General features: G+C 69.9%; 13 protein-coding genes. 5 read left to right on the forward strand and 8 right to left on the reverse strand.

Annotation, left to right across the window (positions count from 1 at the left end):
- Positions 1-38 precede the first annotated feature (38 nt).
- The 5 genes from IEY81_RS07355 to IEY81_RS07375 all read right to left on the reverse strand — a co-directional run bounded on the left by IEY81_RS07355 (position 39) and on the right by IEY81_RS07375 (position 5,446).
- Positions 39-1,217 (reverse strand): acyl-CoA dehydrogenase family protein, encoded by a 1,179-nt coding sequence (locus IEY81_RS07355; RefSeq protein WP_189117804.1) that lies wholly within the window; start codon positions 1,215-1,217, stop codon positions 39-41.
- 85 nt (positions 1,218-1,302) lie between these two features.
- The gene (locus tag IEY81_RS07360) at positions 1,303-2,190 is read right to left on the reverse strand and encodes a carbohydrate ABC transporter permease (RefSeq protein ID WP_189117805.1); all 888 of its coding nucleotides are present in this window, start codon (positions 2,188-2,190) and stop codon (positions 1,303-1,305) included.
- Entirely contained in the window at positions 2,187-3,212 is a 1,026-nt protein-coding gene (locus tag IEY81_RS07365; protein ID WP_189117806.1) for a carbohydrate ABC transporter permease, read from the reverse strand. Before IEY81_RS07365 ends, IEY81_RS07360 begins: the two co-directional genes overlap by 4 nt.
- A 4-nt stretch (positions 3,213-3,216) precedes the next feature.
- Positions 3,217-4,626 (reverse strand): N-acetylglucosamine/diacetylchitobiose ABC transporter substrate-binding protein, encoded by a 1,410-nt coding sequence (ngcE, locus tag IEY81_RS07370; RefSeq protein ID WP_189117807.1) that lies wholly within the window; start codon positions 4,624-4,626, stop codon positions 3,217-3,219.
- Between the two features lie 49 nt (positions 4,627-4,675).
- Positions 4,676-5,446 carry a sugar isomerase domain-containing protein gene (locus IEY81_RS07375; protein WP_229787490.1) on the reverse strand — a complete coding sequence of 257 codons (771 nt, stop codon included), beginning with the start codon at positions 5,444-5,446 and terminating at the stop codon, positions 4,676-4,678.
- Positions 5,447-5,558: 112 nt separating this feature from the next.
- On the opposite strand from IEY81_RS07375, the gene IEY81_RS07380 reads away from it, so the two are divergent.
- Together IEY81_RS07380 and IEY81_RS07385 are read left to right on the forward strand one after the other, a co-directional pair.
- Positions 5,559-6,521, forward strand: coding sequence for an N-acetylglucosamine kinase (locus IEY81_RS07380; protein ID WP_189117808.1), 963 nt, complete (start codon positions 5,559-5,561; stop codon positions 6,519-6,521).
- Positions 6,522-6,587: 66 nt separating this feature from the next.
- On the forward strand, positions 6,588-8,363 hold the full coding sequence (locus tag IEY81_RS07385; protein ID WP_189117809.1) for an acetyl/propionyl/methylcrotonyl-CoA carboxylase subunit alpha: 1,776 nt from the start codon (positions 6,588-6,590) through the stop codon (positions 8,361-8,363).
- Positions 8,364-8,470: 107 nt separating this feature from the next.
- Here IEY81_RS07385 and IEY81_RS07390 read toward each other — a convergent pair whose 3' ends face one another.
- Complete coding sequence (locus IEY81_RS07390) at positions 8,471-9,223, reverse strand: TetR/AcrR family transcriptional regulator (protein WP_229787492.1); 753 nt, start codon at positions 9,221-9,223, stop codon at positions 8,471-8,473.
- Positions 9,224-9,375: 152 nt separating this feature from the next.
- Between IEY81_RS07390 and IEY81_RS07395 the strand changes: the two genes are divergently transcribed.
- Complete coding sequence (locus tag IEY81_RS07395) at positions 9,376-10,305, forward strand: NAD-dependent epimerase/dehydratase family protein (RefSeq protein WP_189117811.1); 930 nt, start codon at positions 9,376-9,378, stop codon at positions 10,303-10,305.
- A 17-nt stretch (positions 10,306-10,322) separates the two neighbouring features.
- Here IEY81_RS07395 and IEY81_RS07400 read toward each other — a convergent pair whose 3' ends face one another.
- Entirely contained in the window at positions 10,323-11,099 is a 777-nt protein-coding gene (locus IEY81_RS07400) for a 3-hydroxybutyrate dehydrogenase (protein WP_189117812.1), read from the reverse strand.
- The gene (locus tag IEY81_RS07405; protein ID WP_189117813.1) at positions 11,096-12,475 is read right to left on the reverse strand and encodes an MFS transporter; all 1,380 of its coding nucleotides are present in this window, start codon (positions 12,473-12,475) and stop codon (positions 11,096-11,098) included. The genes IEY81_RS07400 and IEY81_RS07405 overlap by 4 nt, the downstream gene beginning before the upstream one ends.
- A gap of 93 nt (positions 12,476-12,568) precedes the next feature.
- Between IEY81_RS07405 and IEY81_RS07410 the strand changes: the two genes are divergently transcribed.
- A complete protein-coding gene (locus tag IEY81_RS07410) occupies positions 12,569-13,480 on the forward strand; it encodes a LysR family transcriptional regulator (protein WP_189117814.1) in 912 nt (303 codons plus the stop codon).
- A gap of 92 nt (positions 13,481-13,572) precedes the next feature.
- The gene (locus tag IEY81_RS07415) at positions 13,573-16,950 is read left to right on the forward strand and encodes a pyruvate carboxylase (protein WP_189117815.1); all 3,378 of its coding nucleotides are present in this window, start codon (positions 13,573-13,575) and stop codon (positions 16,948-16,950) included.
- Positions 16,951-16,995: the final 45 nt, after the last annotated feature.

Below are 16,995 nucleotides of genomic sequence, written 5' to 3' on the forward strand. Positions count from 1 at the left end.
GCCTGATTACTTCGTGCCATCTGTTCAGCCCGGATGATCTACTCCACCGGCAGACCGAGGCCACGAGCCAGCAGCATGCGCTGCACCTCGGAGGTGCCCTCGCCGATCTCCAGGATCTTCGCGTCGCGGTAGAAGCGCGCGACCGGGTACTCCTCCATGAAGCCGTAGCCGCCGAAGACCTGGGTGGCGATGCGGGTCGCGGTGACGGCCGACTCGGTGGCGTACAGCTTGGCGGCGGCCGCCGCCTGCTTGAACTCCTTCATCGAGACCGAGCCCGACTCGAGGCCGGACTTCATCGCGGCGGCCTCGTAGGTCAGCAGGCGCGAGGCACGCAGCATGACCTCGAGGTCGGCGATCTGGAAGGCGACGCCCTGCTTGCGGCCGATCGGGCCGCCGAAGGTCTGCCGCTCACCGGCGTACTCGAGCGCCATGTCGAGGCAGGCCTGGATGCAGCCGACGGCGAGCGCGGCGATCGCGACGCGGCCGTCGTCGAGGGTGGCGAGGAACTGGGCGTAGCCGCGGCCGCGCTCACCGAGGAGGTTCTCGGCGGGCACCCGGGCGCCCTCGAAGGTGAGCGGGTGGGTGTCGGACGCGTGCCAGCCGAGCTTGTCGTAGCTCTTCTCGGCGGTGAAGCCCGGCGTGCCCGACGGGACCATGATGGTGCTGATCTCGGGCTTGCCGTTCTCCCGGACCCCGGTGCGCGCGGTGACGGTCACGACCGAGGTGATCGACGACCCCGAGTTGGTGATGAACTGCTTGGAGCCGTCGACGACCCACTCGTCACCGTCCAGGACGGCCTTGGTGGCGGTCGCGCCGGCGTCGGAGCCGGCGCCCGGCTCGGTGAGCCCGAAGCCGGCCAGCTTCTTCCCGGCGACGAGGTCGGGGAGCCAGCGGTCCTTCTGCTCGTCGGTGCCGTAGGTGAGGATCGGGTTGATGCCGAGGCCGACAGCGGCTTCGAGGGTGATCCCGATGGACTGGTCGACGCGGCCGAGCTCCTCGATCGCGACGCAGAGCGCGACGAGGTCACCCTCGCCGCCGCCGTACGCCTCGGGGGCGGTCAGACCGAAGAGACCGAGCTCTCCCATCTTGTGGACCACATCGACCGGGAAGTGGTGGTCGCGGTCCCACTGCGAGGCGTGGGGTGCGATCTCCTTCTGGGCGAAGTCACGGACGACAGCACGCAACTCTTCGTGCTCGGGCTGGAGAAAAGCGGTCACGCGCCCCAGGTTAGCGCTTATTAACCTGGGGCGCGAGATCCGCGTCACAACTTCTGGGTCCCGACAGGCTCGACCACCGGGAAGATCACCTGAAGGTGCCGGTCGAGACCGTTCCGGCGATCCTCCGCTGGAAGATCAGATAGACGACCAGCACCGGGAGCACGGTCATCACCACACCCGCGAAGAGAGCACCGAAGTCGACGTTGTAGCCGGCCTGAGAGGAGAACGACGCCATCCCCTGGGTCAGCACCCAGTTCTCCCGCTGCGTGTTGAGCGCGACGGGGAGCAGGAACTGGTTCCACAGACCGAGGAAGTTGAAGATCGCGACGCCGGCCATGCCGGGCGCGGCCATCGGCAGCATGATCCGGAAGAACGTGCGCCACTCCCCCGCACCGTCCATCATCGCGGCCTCGTAGACGTCGTCGGGGAGCGTCTTGAAGAAGGCGTAGAGGAAGAAGACGGTGAACGGCAGCGCGTACGCGACGTACGTCAGGATCAGGCCGGGCAGCGTGTTGAGCAGCCCGAACCCCTGGAGCACGAAGAACAGCGGCACGATGACCAGGAAGACGGGGAAGGTCAGCCCGCCGAGCATCGAGTAGTAGATGAAGCTGCGGCCGAAGAACTCGAACCGGGCCAGCACGTAGGCGCACATCGCCCCCAGCAGCATCACCAGCACCAGCGCGGTGCCGACGACGATGACGGTGTTGAAGAAGTACGTCCCGATGCCGGCCTTCGTCCAGGCGCTGGTGTAGTTCTCGAAGCTCCACTCGGCCGGCAGCGAGAACGGCGAGGCGAGGATCTCCTTCGACGTCTTGAACGAGGAGAGCACCACCCAGCAGAACGGAACGATGACGATCACCGACCACAGGATCAGCATCGTGTGGGACGTGCCGGCGACGAGAGCGTCGCCGGGGGTGCGCCGCTGGCCCTGGGAGCCGGCGGCGACGGGCTTGTCGAGAGTGACGGCACTCATGCGCGTACGTCTCCCTTCTTGTCGCGTCCGCCTGCGAAGTGGAAGACGGCGAAGACCAGGGCGGCGAAGATCAGCGTGACCAGGGCGAGCACGACGCCCATCGAGGTCGCGTAGCCGAACTGGCTCTTCTTGAAGGCGGTGTTCATCAGGTGCTGACTCATCGTCAGGGTGCTGTTGTTGGGACCCCCGCCGGGAGCGAGCGCCGCCATGAAGACGTAGGCGTCGAGGGTGAGGATCCCGAGGTAGATGTAGGCCGTCTGCACGTTGTCACGGATCGAGGGGAGCGTGATCGAGATGGCGGTGCGGAAGCGGCCGGCGCCGTCGATGCGGGCGGCCTCGTAGATCTCCGCGGGGACGCCCTTGATGGCGGCCACGAAGAGCACCGTGTAGAAGCCGATGTTGGCCCAGATCATCACGAACATCGAGGCCGGCATCGCGGCACGCACCTCCCCGAGCCAGGCGTAGTTCTCGAAGCCGTCGAAGCCGAGGCCCGTCAGCATGCCGTTGAGCAGGCCGGCGGCGGGGTCGTAGACCTGCGCCCAGAGCAGACCGATGACGACGGCCGGGACGGCGTAGGGGAAGAACGAGACGACCCGGTAGAAGCCGGAGCCGTTGAGGCCGCGTACCTGACCCGTGCTGGGGCCCGCGGTGGTCACGACCACCGCGATCGCGAGCGCCGCCACGAGCGTCACGAACGGCACCACGAGCGTGAGCAGTACGTTGTTGCGCAGCGCCTTCAGGAAGGTGTCGTCGTCGAGGAGCTTGGCGTAGTTGTCGAGGCCGATGACGTTCATCTCCGGGGAGAAGCCGGTCCAGTCGGTCAGCGAGTAGAAGAGCGCCTGGGCGATCGGGACGACGACGAAGATGACGAAGACCGCGACCGGCAGCCCGAGGAAGACCGCCATGAACAGCGCCCGGTCGAGGGTGAGCTTGCGGCGGGTGCGGCCGGGGGCGGCCCCCCAAGGATTCTCCTCGGGGGGACCGCTGGCTGCCACCGCCATCGTGGTGGATGGGTCCGGCATGGTGTCAGGAGACCTTGAGCTTCTCGATCGATGAGTCGTCGGCGACCTTGTCGAAGATGCCCTGGACAGCCTTGGTCAGACCCTTGACGTCGAGGTCACCGGAGAGGAACGAGTTCCACACGACCAGCTCGTCGGCGTTGGTGCCGTAGTAGTCGTAGAACTGGAAGTTGAAGGTGTTCTCACCGGCGGCGTCGAGCATCGCGCTCTGCGACTTCAGCGCCGCGGAGCCGAAGCCGTCGTCCGGGATGGTGTCCTTGACGATGGTCGGGGCCAGCTTCGTCTTGGAGAAGTTGGTCGCGGCCTCCTTCGACAGCATCGCCCGGAGGACCTCCTTGCCACCGGCCGGGTTCTTGGCCTTGCTCGGCACGATGAACGCCTCACCGGCCGCAGCCCGGATGGCCTCGTACGGCAGCTTGGAGTCCGCGCTGAGCACGAACTCCGGGATGCCGGTCATCTCGAAGCCTTCCTTGGTGGCGTCCTTCATCTCGTTCTCGATCCAGCCGCCGCTCGGGTAGAGGAGCGCCTGCTGGTCGTTGGACCACTTGGCCTGCGCGGCGGTGAACTGGGTGCCGGCGCCACCGGGGACGAACATGTCCTGCTTCACCATCTCGCCGAGCTTCTCGAGGATGCCCTGGATGACCGGGTGGGACCAGGCGCCCTTCTCGAGGTTCTCCAGCGCGAGGCGCACCTCGTCGCCGCCCTCCTTGGCCGCCGAGTCGATGACCAGGGTGCGGTAGTAGGTCGCCGCCTCCTTGCCCCAGACCCAGAGGTACTTCTTCTTGGCCTTGGCCTTGGCGCCGAGCTCGAGGGCCTCGTCCCAGGTCTTCGGCGGGGTCCAGCCGTTCTCCTTGAAGAGCGAGGCGGAGTACCACACGCCGTAGAGGGTCATGACGTAGTTGATCGCCACGAACCGGTCGCTGTAGGTGCCGGTGCTCTTCACGTTGGGGTAGAGCGTGTCGGCGATCTTGGTGCCTTCGTAGCTCTCCGCCTCGAAGACGTCGTCGAGCTCCTCGAGCTGGGCGGCGATCGAGCTGAACCCGATCAGGTCCGCACCCGAGTTGTCGATCAGGTCCGGGGGCGTCCCGCCGACGAAGCGCGGCTGCAGCTCCGTGGCGATCTTGGTCGTGGCGCTGACCTTGATGTCGGCGTCCTTGAACTCCTTGCCGACCACGCCGGCGGCGAACTCGACATAGTCGTAGCCGTAGCCGCCGTCGAAGATCACCGCGTCGACGGTGCCGTCCTCGGCCATTCCGAAGGGGTTGGAGGCGGACTTGGTGCCGCCGCCCGACTTCTCGCCGTCGCTGCCGGGCGCGCCACACGCGGCGAGTGCACCGGAGAGCGACACGAGCGCGGCGCCGGCGAGACTGCCGCGCAGGAGGGTCCGGCGGTCGAGCCGGTGAAGCTGCTGGGACATCGTGCTGCCTTCTTTCGGGTGGGTTCCTCTTTACTTCTTCTTACGGGTTTCAGGCCATGCTTCCGATGCGCTCGCCGTAGCGAGCCTTCAATGCATCGTTGTGCTCATCGCCACCCGGGATGTTGGCGGAGAGATAGAGGGGCGGGGTGCCGCCCGCCGTCCGGATCCGCTCGGCGGTGCCGAGGGTCAGCAGCTGGGCGATGTAGGCGGCGGTGATGGAGGAGACCGCGCCGGCGAGGACGCCGTCGTCGGCCTGGTCGCCGAGGGGGACGGTGGCGTCGCCGAACGGGGCGAGGTTGTCGATCACCACGTCGGCGATCTCGGCCAGGCGCTTGCCGCTGGGGTGCTTGGGGGCGACCGCGTTGGTGTGCTCGAGGCTGGTCACCGCGATCACCTTGTGGCCCTCCTGCTTGGCGCGCAGCGCGATGCCGACGATCGAGCCGTTGACGCCGGAGTTGGACGCGATCAGGAAGACGTCGGCGGGGTGGAACTCGTGGAGGCCCCACACCTCGTCGGCGATGTTGTCGTCACGCTCGAGCAGGCCTCCCTCGAGGTCGCTCGCCGGGCGGTCACCCTTGAGGACGGTGTCGCGCAGCGCGATCGCGTGGGTCGGGATCAGCCCACCGGCCCGGCCGGCGATCTCCATCGCGAAGGCCTGGGAGTGGCCGGTGCCGAACGCCTGCAGCACACCGTCGTTCCGGATGCTGTCGACCATCACCTCGACCGCCTCGTCGAGGCCGCCGGACTGCGCCGATGACTGCAGCTGGGACAGGCGTGTGCGAACCTGCTCGTCGAAGGCCGCGAACACGTCTCTGGTCAATTAGTCCACCCACTTTGCAAACTCGCGCCGCGACGATATGCCGAGGCCTGCGCTCGAAAACTATTTGGAGAGAGTACGCCTGGCAATGGTTTTCTGTTACGAAACGGTGTCAATGACTCACAACTACTTGGGACTCGACGCGGGAGGCACCAGCACTCGCGCCGTCGTCGTCTCCTCCGACGGGCGCTGCACCGGCGTCGGGAAGGCCGGCAGCGGCAACCCGACCTCCGCCGGCGTCGACGCCGCCACGACGGCGATCCGGTCCGCGGTCACCCAGGCTCTGAAGACCGCGGAGATCGACCGGGTCTCCGGCGCTGCTCTGGCCGTCGCAGGCACGGGCAACCCCGACTACCGGGCCGCGATCGTGTCCGCCATCTCCGATCTGGTCGAGGACGAGCCGGTCTTCGAGTTCGATGTGCTGGCTGCGTACTTCTCGGGGACGGCGGCGCCCGACGGGTACGTGCTGCTCTCCGGCACCGGCGCCGCTGCGGTGCGGGTCGAGGACGGCCGGCTGGCGGCGATCTCCGACGGGCTGGGCTGGCTGCTCGGCGACGTCGGCTCGGGGTTCTGGCTGGGTCGTGAGGTCGTACGTGCCGGGCTGGCGCCGCTCGACGGTCGGGGTGCGGAGACGTCGCTGACCGGCCTGGTGCTCGACCGCCTCGGGACCCCGCACGACGCGGGGCTCCAGGGCGGGCGGACCAACACCCTCGTGGCGGCGACCGGCGCGCTCTACGCGATGCCGCCGCTGCGCCTGGCCGACTTCGCAGCGCTCGTCTTCACCGCGGCCGAGGCCGGGGACGAGGTCGCCGCGGGCATCCTCGACCGGGCGGCGGCCGGGCTGGCGGAGACGCTGGCGGCGGTGCGTACGCCTGAGGTCGACGGGCCGCTGGTCGCGGCCGGGAGCGTGCTGGCCCGCCAGCCCGGGTTCGCCGCTCGGGTGGCGCCCGGGGCCGTCATCGCCACCGACGGCCTGGCCGGAGCGGCGGTGCTGACGCTGCGACATGCGGGCGTGCCCGTCGACGACGCCGTGTACCACCGGATCACCTCGTCGCTCGCTCAGCTCACCCGAGTGTGACAATCGTTACTACGGACGTCTGGAGCCAGGCCGGATCGACTCCCCTAGCATGTCCTTGCATTCACGATGGAGGAGTTCTCGTTGAGCAAGCCACTGACAAAGGTCCTGATCGCCAACCGCGGTGAGATCGCCGTTCGAGTGATCCGCGCGTGCAAGGACGCCGGAATCGGCTCCGTAGCGATCTACGCGGACCCCGACCGTGACGCGCTCTTCGTGCGCCTGGCCGATGAGTCCTACTCGCTCGGCGGAGCGACGCCGGCGGAGTCCTACCTGTCCATCGAGAAGATCATCGATGTGGCACGCCAGTCCGGCGCGGACTCGGTCCACCCCGGCTACGGCTTCCTCGCCGAGAACGCCGACTTTGCCAAGGCCGTGATCGACGCCGGCCTGACCTGGATCGGCCCCTCGCCCGAGGCGATCGACGCCCTCGGCGACAAGGCGAAGGCCAAGCAGATCGCGCTGAAGGCGGGCGCGCCGCTCGCCCCCGGCCTCAAGGACCCGGTCGAGGACGCCTCCGAGATCGTCTCCTTCGCCAAGGAGCACGGTCTGCCAGTCGCCATCAAGGCGGTCTTCGGCGGTGGCGGTCGCGGCCTGAAGGTCGCCCGCACCCTCGAGGAGATCCCCGACCTCTACGAGTCGGCGGTCCGCGAGGCCGTCGGCGCCTTCGGTCGCGGCGAGTGCCTGGTCGAGAAGTTCCTCGACAAGCCGCGCCACGTCGAGACCCAGTGTCTGGCCGACCAGCACGGCAACGTGGTCGTCGTCTCCACCCGCGACTGCTCGCTGCAGCGTCGCCACCAGAAGCTGGTCGAGGAGGCCCCCGCGCCGTTCCTCACCGAGGACCAGAACAAGCGCCTCTACGAGTCCTCCAAGGCGATCCTGCGCGAGGCCGGCTACGTCGGCGCCGGCACGTGCGAGTTCCTGGTCGCCGCCGACGGCACCATCTCCTTCCTCGAGGTCAACACCCGCCTCCAGGTCGAGCACTGCGTCTCCGAGGAGGTCACCGGCATCGACCTCGTCCGCGAGATGTTCCGCATCGCCGCAGGCGAGGAGCTGGGCTACGACGACCCCGAGGTCCGTGGCCACTCGATCGAGTTCCGCATCAACGCCGAGGACGGCGGCAACAACTTCATGCCCGCCCCCGGCACCCTGACCGAGTGGGCCCCGCCCGCCGGCCCGGGCGTACGTCTAGACGGCGGCTACGAGAAGGGCGAGACCATCCCGGGCTCGTTCGACTCGCTGATCGCCAAGCTGATCGTCAGCGGCCGCGACCGCACCCAGGCGCTCGAGCGCTCGCGCCGTGCCCTGGATGAGTTCAAGGTCGACGGCATGCCGACCGTCATCCCGTTCCACCAGGCCGTCGTCAGCGACCCGGCCTACACCGCCGAGAACGGCTCCTTCGACGTCTACACGACCTGGATCGAGACCGACTTCGACAACCAGATCACGCCCTACTCCGGTGCGGCCGGTGAGCCGGCCGAGGAGGGCGAGCGTCAGACCGTCGTCGTCGAGGTCGGCGGCAAGCGCCTCAACGTCTCGCTGCCCGCTGGCCTCGGTGGCCTCGCGGTCGGCGGCGGCGCAGCCGCGAAGAAGCCGAAGCGCTCCGCCAAGAAGGCCGGCGCGGCCGCCTCCGGCGACTCCGTCACCTCGCCGATGCAGGGCACCATCGTCAAGATCGCCGTCGAGGAGGGCCAGGAGGTCGCCGAGGGCGACGTCGTCGTGGTCATCGAGGCGATGAAGATGGAGCAGCCCCTCAAGGCCCACAAGGCCGGCACCGTCACCGGCTTGAGCGCCACGGTCGGTGAGACCGTCTCCAACGGTGCTGTGATCGCGGAGATCAAGTAGTCGTTCTAGGAGTGTGGGATACCCGGTCGACCGGGTATCCCTGGACTTGACGGGCACTGCAACACCCGTCAAGTCCACAAAGTGCCCGTCAAGCCCGGCCCCGGATCTCAGTCCTTGAGATCCGGGGCCGAGCTGTGTGGCTGGTCGGCGCTGCGGAGGCCGAGCTCGTCGGCCAAGGTGGCCAGGTGGAGCTCGAAGAGACCGGCGGGGTCGCCGAAGCTGTCGCGACCGAACTGGCCGAAGACCTCGAAGCTGACGCGGCCGAAGAGGCTCGTCCAGACGAGCACGCCGCGAGCGAGGTAGGCGTCGGGCAGGTCGAGCCCGATCTGGTCACGGATGCCCTGGAGCCCCTCCGCAAGAGCCGGTGAGACCTCCCCCGGCTGCTCGGGCACGCTCAGCCGACCGGCCGACATGGCACCGGCGGCCACGCGCAGCATCGCGGTCGGGACGCGGGTGCCAGGCACGCTGGTGCGCTCGTCCGGTGCGGCATATCCGGGGACGGGTGACCCGAAGAGCAGGGCGTACGTGGCGGGCTCGGCGAGCGCCCACGTCCGGACAGCTCGGCCGAGCGTCATGAACCGGGCTCGGTGGTCGTCCTCGGGCACCTCGGCCATCGCGGCGTCGACGGCGTCGCCGAGCTCGTCGTACCCGGAGACGAGGAGCAGGGTGAGCAGCTCGTCGCGGTTCTTGACGTAGCGGTAGACGGCCGAGGAGACCACGCCGAGATCACGGGCGACGGCCCGCAGCGAGAGCGCGGCGGCGCCGTGGACGGCCAGGTGCTCGCGACCGATCCGGACGATCTCGTCCATGGTCTGCGCCCGGGCGCGCTCGCGTGGGGTGCCTGCTCGAGAGGTCGTCATGCGGGCCATCGTCACGCGATCCAGAGAGCGTTGTCAACAAAAGTGAGCACTGCTCTTGCTTTTGAGGGCGCGGGCCGTCACACTCGGTTCAGAGAGCAGTGCTCTCTCGTCGGGTCTCGACAGGCTCGACCACCAAGCGAAAGGACACCGTCATGAACAACACCTATCTCGTCATCGGCGCCGGCCCCGTCGGCGCCACCGTCGCCCAGCAGCTGGCCGCGCGCGGCGACCGCGTACGCCTCCTCACCCGCTCCGGCAGCGGCCCGGTCGACGCCGGCATCGAGCGCCTCCGCGGCGACGCCTCGGACCCCGACGCCGTCACCCGCGCAGCCGCCGGGACCCGGGCCGTCTTCCACTGCATGCACGGCAGCGCCTACGCCGCCGACGCCTGGCGCGCGGAGCTGCCGCGAGCCGAGCGCGTCGTGCTCGAGGCCGCCGGGCGGGCCGGGGCCGTGGTCGTCTTCCCGGAGAGCCTCTACGCCTACGGGCACGTCACCGGGACGATGACCGAGGAGACCCCGCGCGACGCCACCTTCGGAAAGGCCGCGATCCGGGTCGAGCTGCTCCGCGCCCGCGACGCCTCCCCAACGCCGACGGTCAGCGTCGCGGCCTCGGACTTCTACGGCCCGCTGGTGCGCAACGCCCACGCCGGCGAGCGCATGGTCCCGACGGTCCTCGCCGGCCGCACCATGCGGGTGCTGGGCAGCCCGGACGCACCGCACTCCTGGACGTACGTCCCCGACCTGGGCGCCGCGATGATCCGCTCCGCCGACGAGGAGAGCCTGTGGGACTCGTTCCTGCACGCGCCCACCGCGCCGGCGATCTCCCAGCGCGACCTCGTCCGGCTCTATGCCGACGTGGCCGGTGTGACCGCGCCGCGGGTCGCGGCCATCCCCGGCTGGACGCTGAAGGCGATCGGCGCGGTGCACGCCGGCACCCGGGAGCTGGCCGAGATGGTCTACCAGTTCGAGAAGCCTTTCGTGATGGACTCCTCGGCGAGCGAGGCGCGGCTCGGCCTCTCCCCCACCCCGCTCGAGACCGGGGCCAAGGCGACGGTGGACTGGTGGCGTACGCAGCTGTGAGCCCGCGCAGCCCAGCGCTAGCGGGCGCTCCAGCCCCCGTCGATGGCCCAGGACGCGCCCGAGACCATCGCCGCGTCCGGCCCGGTGAGCCAGCCGACCAGCGAGCCGACCTCGTCCGGCTCGACCAGCCGCTTGACCGCCGCGTCCTGGAGCAGCACCTTCTCGACCACCTCGGAGTCCGGGATGCCGTGCACCGTGGCCTGGTCGGCGATCTGCTTCTCCACCAGCGGCGTACGCACGTAGCCGGGGTTGATGCAGACGCTGGTCACCCCGTGCGGGCCGCCCTCGAGGGCGGTGACCTTGGAGAGTCCCTCCAGGCCGTGCTTGGCCGAGACGTAGGCGCTCTTGAAGGGCGAGGCGACCAGGCCGTGCACGGAGGAGACGTTGATGATCCGGCCCCAGCCGTTGGCGTACATGTGCGGCAAGACGGCTCTGACCAGCAGGAACGGAGCGACGAGCATGATCGCGTGGATCCGGCGGAAGTCGTCGGGGTCGAACTCCTCGATCGGGCTGACCCGCTGGATACCGGCGTTGTTGACCAGGACGTCGACTTCGAGGGAGAGGTCGTCCAACGCCTCGGTGGCGGTCAGGTCGACCTCCCACGCCTCGCCGCCGATCTCGTCGGCGAGGGCGCGGGCGGCGTCGCCGGCGAGATCGGCGACGACGACCCGGGCGCCGCGGGCGGCGAGCTCGCGGGCCACCGCCGCCCCGATCCCCGAGGCGCCGCCGGTGACCAGGGCACCCCGGCCCTGCAGCGTACGTCCGGAACCATCGCCCGGGACCGCTGAGGTCACGCCGGGCTCACCTGACGCTCGGCAGCGAGGTCGGCGTCGGCGCGGTCCAGCGCCCGCAGCGAGGTGCCCTTGGTCTCCTTCAGGGTGAGCACGACGAGCGCGGTGATGACGCCGGCCACGGCGAGGTAGATCGCGGTGTTGGTCCAGGTGCCGGTGTCCTTGAGCCAGGAGATGGCCAGCAGCGGCGCGAGCGAGCCGGCGAAGATCGAGGTCACCTGGTAGGAGATCGAGATGCCGGAGTAACGCATCCGGGTCGGGAACATCTCGGCCATGATCGCCGGCTGGGCGGAGTACATCAGCGCGTGGATCGCCAGGCCGGCGACCAGCGCGGCGACGATGGCGACGTTGCTCTTGGTGTCGAGCATCGGGAAGGCCCAGAAGCCCCAGGTCGCGCCGAGCAGGGCGCCCACCAGGTAGGTCGGCTTGCGGCCGACGCCGTCGGCGAGCCGGCCGACGGCGATGATGAAGAAGAAGTGGCAGGCGTGCGCGATGGCGACCAGGCCGAGCAGCGCACCCTGGTCCATCTTCTGGTCCTCGACCAGGTAGACGATCGAGAACGAGACCACCAGGTAGTACATGATGTTCTCCGCGAACCGCAGGCCCATGCCGCGGAGCACGCCGAGGGGGTAGCGGCGGAGCACCTCGAAGACGCCGTAGCCGGTCGAAGCGGCCTCTCCCTGCTCGGCCTTGGCCTCCTCGAAGATCGGCGAGTCGGTGACCGAGCGGCGGATGAAGTAGCCGACCAGGACGACCACGGCGGAGAGCCAGAAGGCGACCCGCCAGCCCCAGGAGAGGAACGCGGCGTCGGAGAGCGTCAGGGTCATCACGGTGAGCACCAGGGTGGCCAGCAGGTTGCCGACCGGCACCGCCGCCTGCGGCCAGGAGGCCCAGGTCGCGCGGCGGTCGTCGTCGGCGTGCTCGGCGACCAGCAGGACGGCGCCGCCCCACTCACCACCCAGGGCGAGGCCCTGCACGAACCGGAGCACCACGAGCGCGATCGGCGCGGCCAGCCCGATCTGGTCGTACGTCGGCAGGCAGCCCATCAGCACGGTGGCGACACCGATCAGCATGATGGTCAGCTGCAGCGTGTACTTGCGGCCGAGGCGGTCGCCGATGTGGCCGAAGACGACGCCACCGAGCGGGCGGGCGACGAACCCGATCGCGTAGGTCACGAACGCGGCGATGATCGCGTCGTAGGCGTTGCCCGTCGCGGGCATGATCACCTTGGCGAAGACGAGCGCCGAGGCGGTGGCGTAGAGGAAGAAGTCGTACCACTCCACGACCGTGCCGGCCATGGAGGCGGCCACGGTCCTACGGAGCAGGCTCTGCTCGTCGGTGGGGGGATTCGGGGCTGCGCCCGGCTGCGTCGTGGTCATGGCTGGGAGTGTGACAGGGGTCATAATGTGCCTGCAACGCGCATGTTCGTGCACTCGATGAACACAAATGCACATTCGGAGTACGCTGACGCGATGCCCGCCACCTCGCCGACGACACCCTCCGCCGACCAGCTGCTGGTGCTCCTGGAGGTCGCCCGCAGCGGCCGGTTCACCACCGCCGCCCGCTCGCTCGGCCTGACCCACACGACGGTCAGCCGCAACATCTCCGCCCTCGAGCGCGCACTCGGTGGTCGGGTCCTGGTGCGCGGCTCGGACGGCTGGGCGCTGACCGCTCTCGGGGAGCGCGCGGCGCGGGCCGCCGAGGGTGTCGCCGAGTCGCTGGCCCGGCTGGCCGGGGACGAGCCGGCCGACCCGGTCGCCGGAGTGGTGCGGATGTCGACGACCGACGGGTTCGCTGCGTACGTCGCCTCACCGGCGGTCGCGGCGCTCCGGCAGGACCACCCCGAGCTCGCGGTCGAGATCGTCACCGTGACCCGCCAGGCCGCGCAGCACCGATCCGGCGTCGACATCGAGGTGGTCGTCGGAGAGCCTGCCGTCAACCGCGGTCGCGCGCTGCAGCTGGGCGAGTACGAGCTCGGTCTCTACGCCTCACCCGGCTATCTCGAGCACCAGGACACACCCGCCACGATCGACGAGGCCGTACGCCACCACCGGCTGGTCTACTTCGTCGACTCGATGCTCCAGGTCGACGACCTCGACCTCCCCCGGCGGCTGCTGCCCGGGATGCGCGACGCGGTCACCTCGACCAACGTCTTCGTGCATGTCGAGGCGACCCGCGCCGGCGCCGGCCTGGGCCTGCTCCCCTGCTTCATGGCCGACCGCCACCCCGACCTGGTCCGGCTGCTCCGTGCGGAGATCCACCAGCGGCTTCCCTACTGGGCCGTGGTGCACCCCGAGTCCTGGCGCCGGCCCGCAGTGGCCGCGCTGGTCGGTGCGCTGCGGGAGCAGATGGCCGAGCAGGAGGACGCTCTTCTCGGCAGATGACGAGCCGATCTCACGCCGGATTCGAGTCCAACTGCTGGGCGGTAACGTCCCATAACCTGGACGACCCCCTCCGGATGGGTACCGTGACCGCCATGTTCACGAAGGTGTTGGTAGCCAACCGCGGCGAGATCGCGATCCGAGCTTTCCGCGCGGGCTTCGAGCTCGGGGCGAAGACCGTAGCAGTTTTCCCCTACGAGGACCGGGGCTCCGAGCACCGGCTCAAGGCCGACGAGGCCTATCAGATCGGGGAGCTGGGTCATCCGATCCGGGCCTACCTCGATCCCGAGGCGATCGTCGAGGTCGCCAAGCAGAGCGGCGCGGACGCCATCTACCCCGGATATGGCTTCCTCTCCGAGAACCCGGCGCTGGCCGAGGCCTGCGCGCAGGCGGGGATCACCTTCGTCGGTCCGTCGGCCGAGGTGCTCAAGCTCACCGGCAACAAGGCGACCGCCATCGCGGCGGCGAAGGCCGCCGGCGTACCGACCCTGCAGTCGGTCGACCCCTCGACCGACGTCGACGAGCTCGTCTCCGCCGCCTCGGCCCTGCCCTACCCGCTGTTCGTGAAGGCTGTCGCCGGCGGCGGTGGTCGCGGGATGCGCCGCGTCGACGACCCCGAGAAGCTGCGCGAGGCGGTGGAGACCTGCATGCGCGAGGGCGAGGCCGCCTTCGGCGACCCGACGGTCTTCATCGAGCAGGCCGTCGTCGAGCCGCGCCACATCGAGGTGCAGATCCTCGCCGACGGCGAGGGCAACGTCATCCACCTCTTCGAGCGTGACTGCTCCGTGCAGCGCCGCCACCAGAAGGTCGTCGAGATCGCCCCGGCGCCCAACCTCGACCCAGAGCTGCGTGAACGCATCTGCGCCGACGCCGTCCGGTTCGCGCGCGAGATCGGCTACTCCTGTGCCGGCACCGTCGAGTTCCTGCTCGACCCCGACGGCAACTACGTCTTCATCGAGATGAACCCGCGCATCCAGGTCGAGCACACCGTGACCGAGGAGGTCACCGACGTCGACCTGGTCCAGTCGCAGATGCGGATCGCCTCCGGCGAGACGCTGGCCGACCTGGGCCTGACCCAGGACTCGGTGAGGTTGCGCGGAGCCGCGATGCAGTGCCGGATCACCACCGAGGACCCCGCCAACAACTTCCGCCCCGACACGGGCATGATCACCACCTACCGCTCGCCCGGCGGCGCCGGGATCCGGGTCGACGGCGGCACGACCTACTCGGGCGCGGAGGTCTCGCCCCACTTCGACTCGATGCTCGCCAAGCTGACCTGCCGCGGTCGTACGTTCGAGGACGCCGTGACCCGCGCCCGCCGGGCTGTCGCGGAGTTCCGGATCCGCGGGGTCGCGACCAACATCCCGTTCCTGCAGGCGCTGCTCGACGACCCCGACTTCATCGCGGGCTCGATCACCACCTCGTTCATCGAGACCCACCCGCAGCTGCTCACCGCGCGCGCCTCCGGCGACCGGGGAACCAAGCTGCTCACCTACCTGGCCGACGTCACCGTCAACCAGCCGCACGGCGAGGCGCCGGTCTCGCTGCACCCCTCCTCGAAGCTGCCGCCGGTGGACCTGTCGGTGGCTCCGCCGGCGGGGTCGCGCGATCTCTTGAGAGAGCTCGGGCCGGCCGGCTTCGCCGCCGCGCTGCGCGCCCAGGAGGCGGTGGCGGTCACCGACACGACCTTCCGTGACGCCCACCAGTCGCTGCTCGCGACGCGCGTCCGCACCACCGACCTGCTCGGCGTCGCGGGCCATGTCGCCCGGCTGACGCCGGAGCTGTGGTCGCTCGAGGCATGGGGTGGGGCGACGTACGACGTGGCGCTGCGGTTCCTCTCCGAGGACCCGTGGGAGCGGCTGGCGAAGCTGCGCGAGGCGGTGCCCAACATCAACCTGCAGATGCTGCTGCGTGGCCGCAACACGGTCGGCTACACGCCCTACCCGACCGAGGTCACCGACGCGTTCGTCTCCGAGGCGGCCGAGACCGGCATCGACGTGTTCCGGATCTTCGACGCGCTCAACGACGTCTCCCAGATGCGGCCGGCGATCGACGCGGTGCGCGCGACCGGCACCGCCGTCGCCGAGGTGGCGCTCTGCTACACCGGCGACCTCTCCTCGCCCGACGAGAAGCTCTACACGCTCGACTACTACCTGCGGCTGGCCGAGGAGATCGTCTCGGCCGGGGCGCATGTGCTGGCGATCAAGGACATGGCCGGCCTGCTGCGCGCGCCCGCCGCGCGCACCCTGGTGACCGCCCTCCGCTCGCGCTTCGACCTGCCGGTCCACCTGCACACCCATGACACCGCCGGCGGCCAGCTGGCCACGCTGACGGCCGCGATCGAGGCCGGGGTCGACGCGGTCGACGCCGCGACCGCCTCCATGGCCGGCACCACCTCCCAGCCGCCGCTCTCCTCGCTGGTGGCGGCCGTCGACCACACCCCGCGCGAGACCGGTCTCTCCCTGGCCGCAGTCAACTCGCTCGAGCCCTACTGGGAGGCCGTACGCCGCGTCTACGCGCCCTTCGAGTCCGGGCTTCCCGCGCCGACCGGCCGGGTCTACCGCCACGAGATCCCCGGCGGCCAGCTCTCCAACCTGCGCCAGCAGGCGATCGCGCTCGGTCTCGGCGAGAAGTTCGAGCAGATCGAGGACATGTACGCCGCGGCCAACTCGATCCTCGGCCGGGTCCCCAAGGTCACCCCGTCCTCGAAGGTCATCGGCGACCTGGCCCTCTCGCTCGTCGCCGCGGGTGCCGACCCGGCTGCGTTCGAGGAGGACCCGGCTGCGTACGACATCCCGGCGTCGGTGATCGGGTTCCTCAACGGCGAGCTCGGTGACCCGCCGGGCGGCTGGCCCGAGCCGTTCCGCAGCAAGGCGATCGCCGGCCGCACCTGGAAGGAGCCGTCGCCGAGCCTGTCGGCCGAGGACGCCGAGGGGCTCGCCTCCGACCGGCGCGGCACGCTCAACCGGCTGCTCTTCCCCGGCCCGACGAAGGACTTCACCGAGGCGCGCTCGAAGTGGGGCGACGTGTCGGTGATCTCGACCCTCGACTACCTCTACGGCCTGCGCGAGGGCGAGGAGCACGTCGTCGAGCTCGCCGAGGGCAAGACGGTCATCTTCGGCCTCACCGCGGTCTCCGAGCCCGACGAGCGCGGCATCCGCACCGTCATGGCGACGATCAACGGCCACCTGCGCCCGATCAGCGTGCGCGACCGCTCCGTCGCTGCCGAGGTCGCCGCCGCCGAGAAGGCCGACCCCGCCGTACCCGGCCACGTCGCGGCACCCTTCCAGGGCGTCGTCACCGTCACCGTGGAGAAGGGCGACTCGGTCAAGGCCGGCGACACCGTCGCCACCATCGAGGCGATGAAGATGGAGGCCGCCATCACCGCCCCCGTCGACGGCACCGTCTCCCGCCTCGCCTTCTCCGGCACCCAGTCGGTCGACGGCGGCGACCTGGTGCTCGTGCTCGACTAGCCGAGACCGCCGAGGCGTCAGGTACGTCGCCCGAGGCGTCAGCCG

Source organism: Nocardioides luteus, from assembly GCF_014648595.1.
Lineage (GTDB): Bacteria > Actinomycetota > Actinomycetes > Propionibacteriales > Nocardioidaceae > Nocardioides > Nocardioides luteus.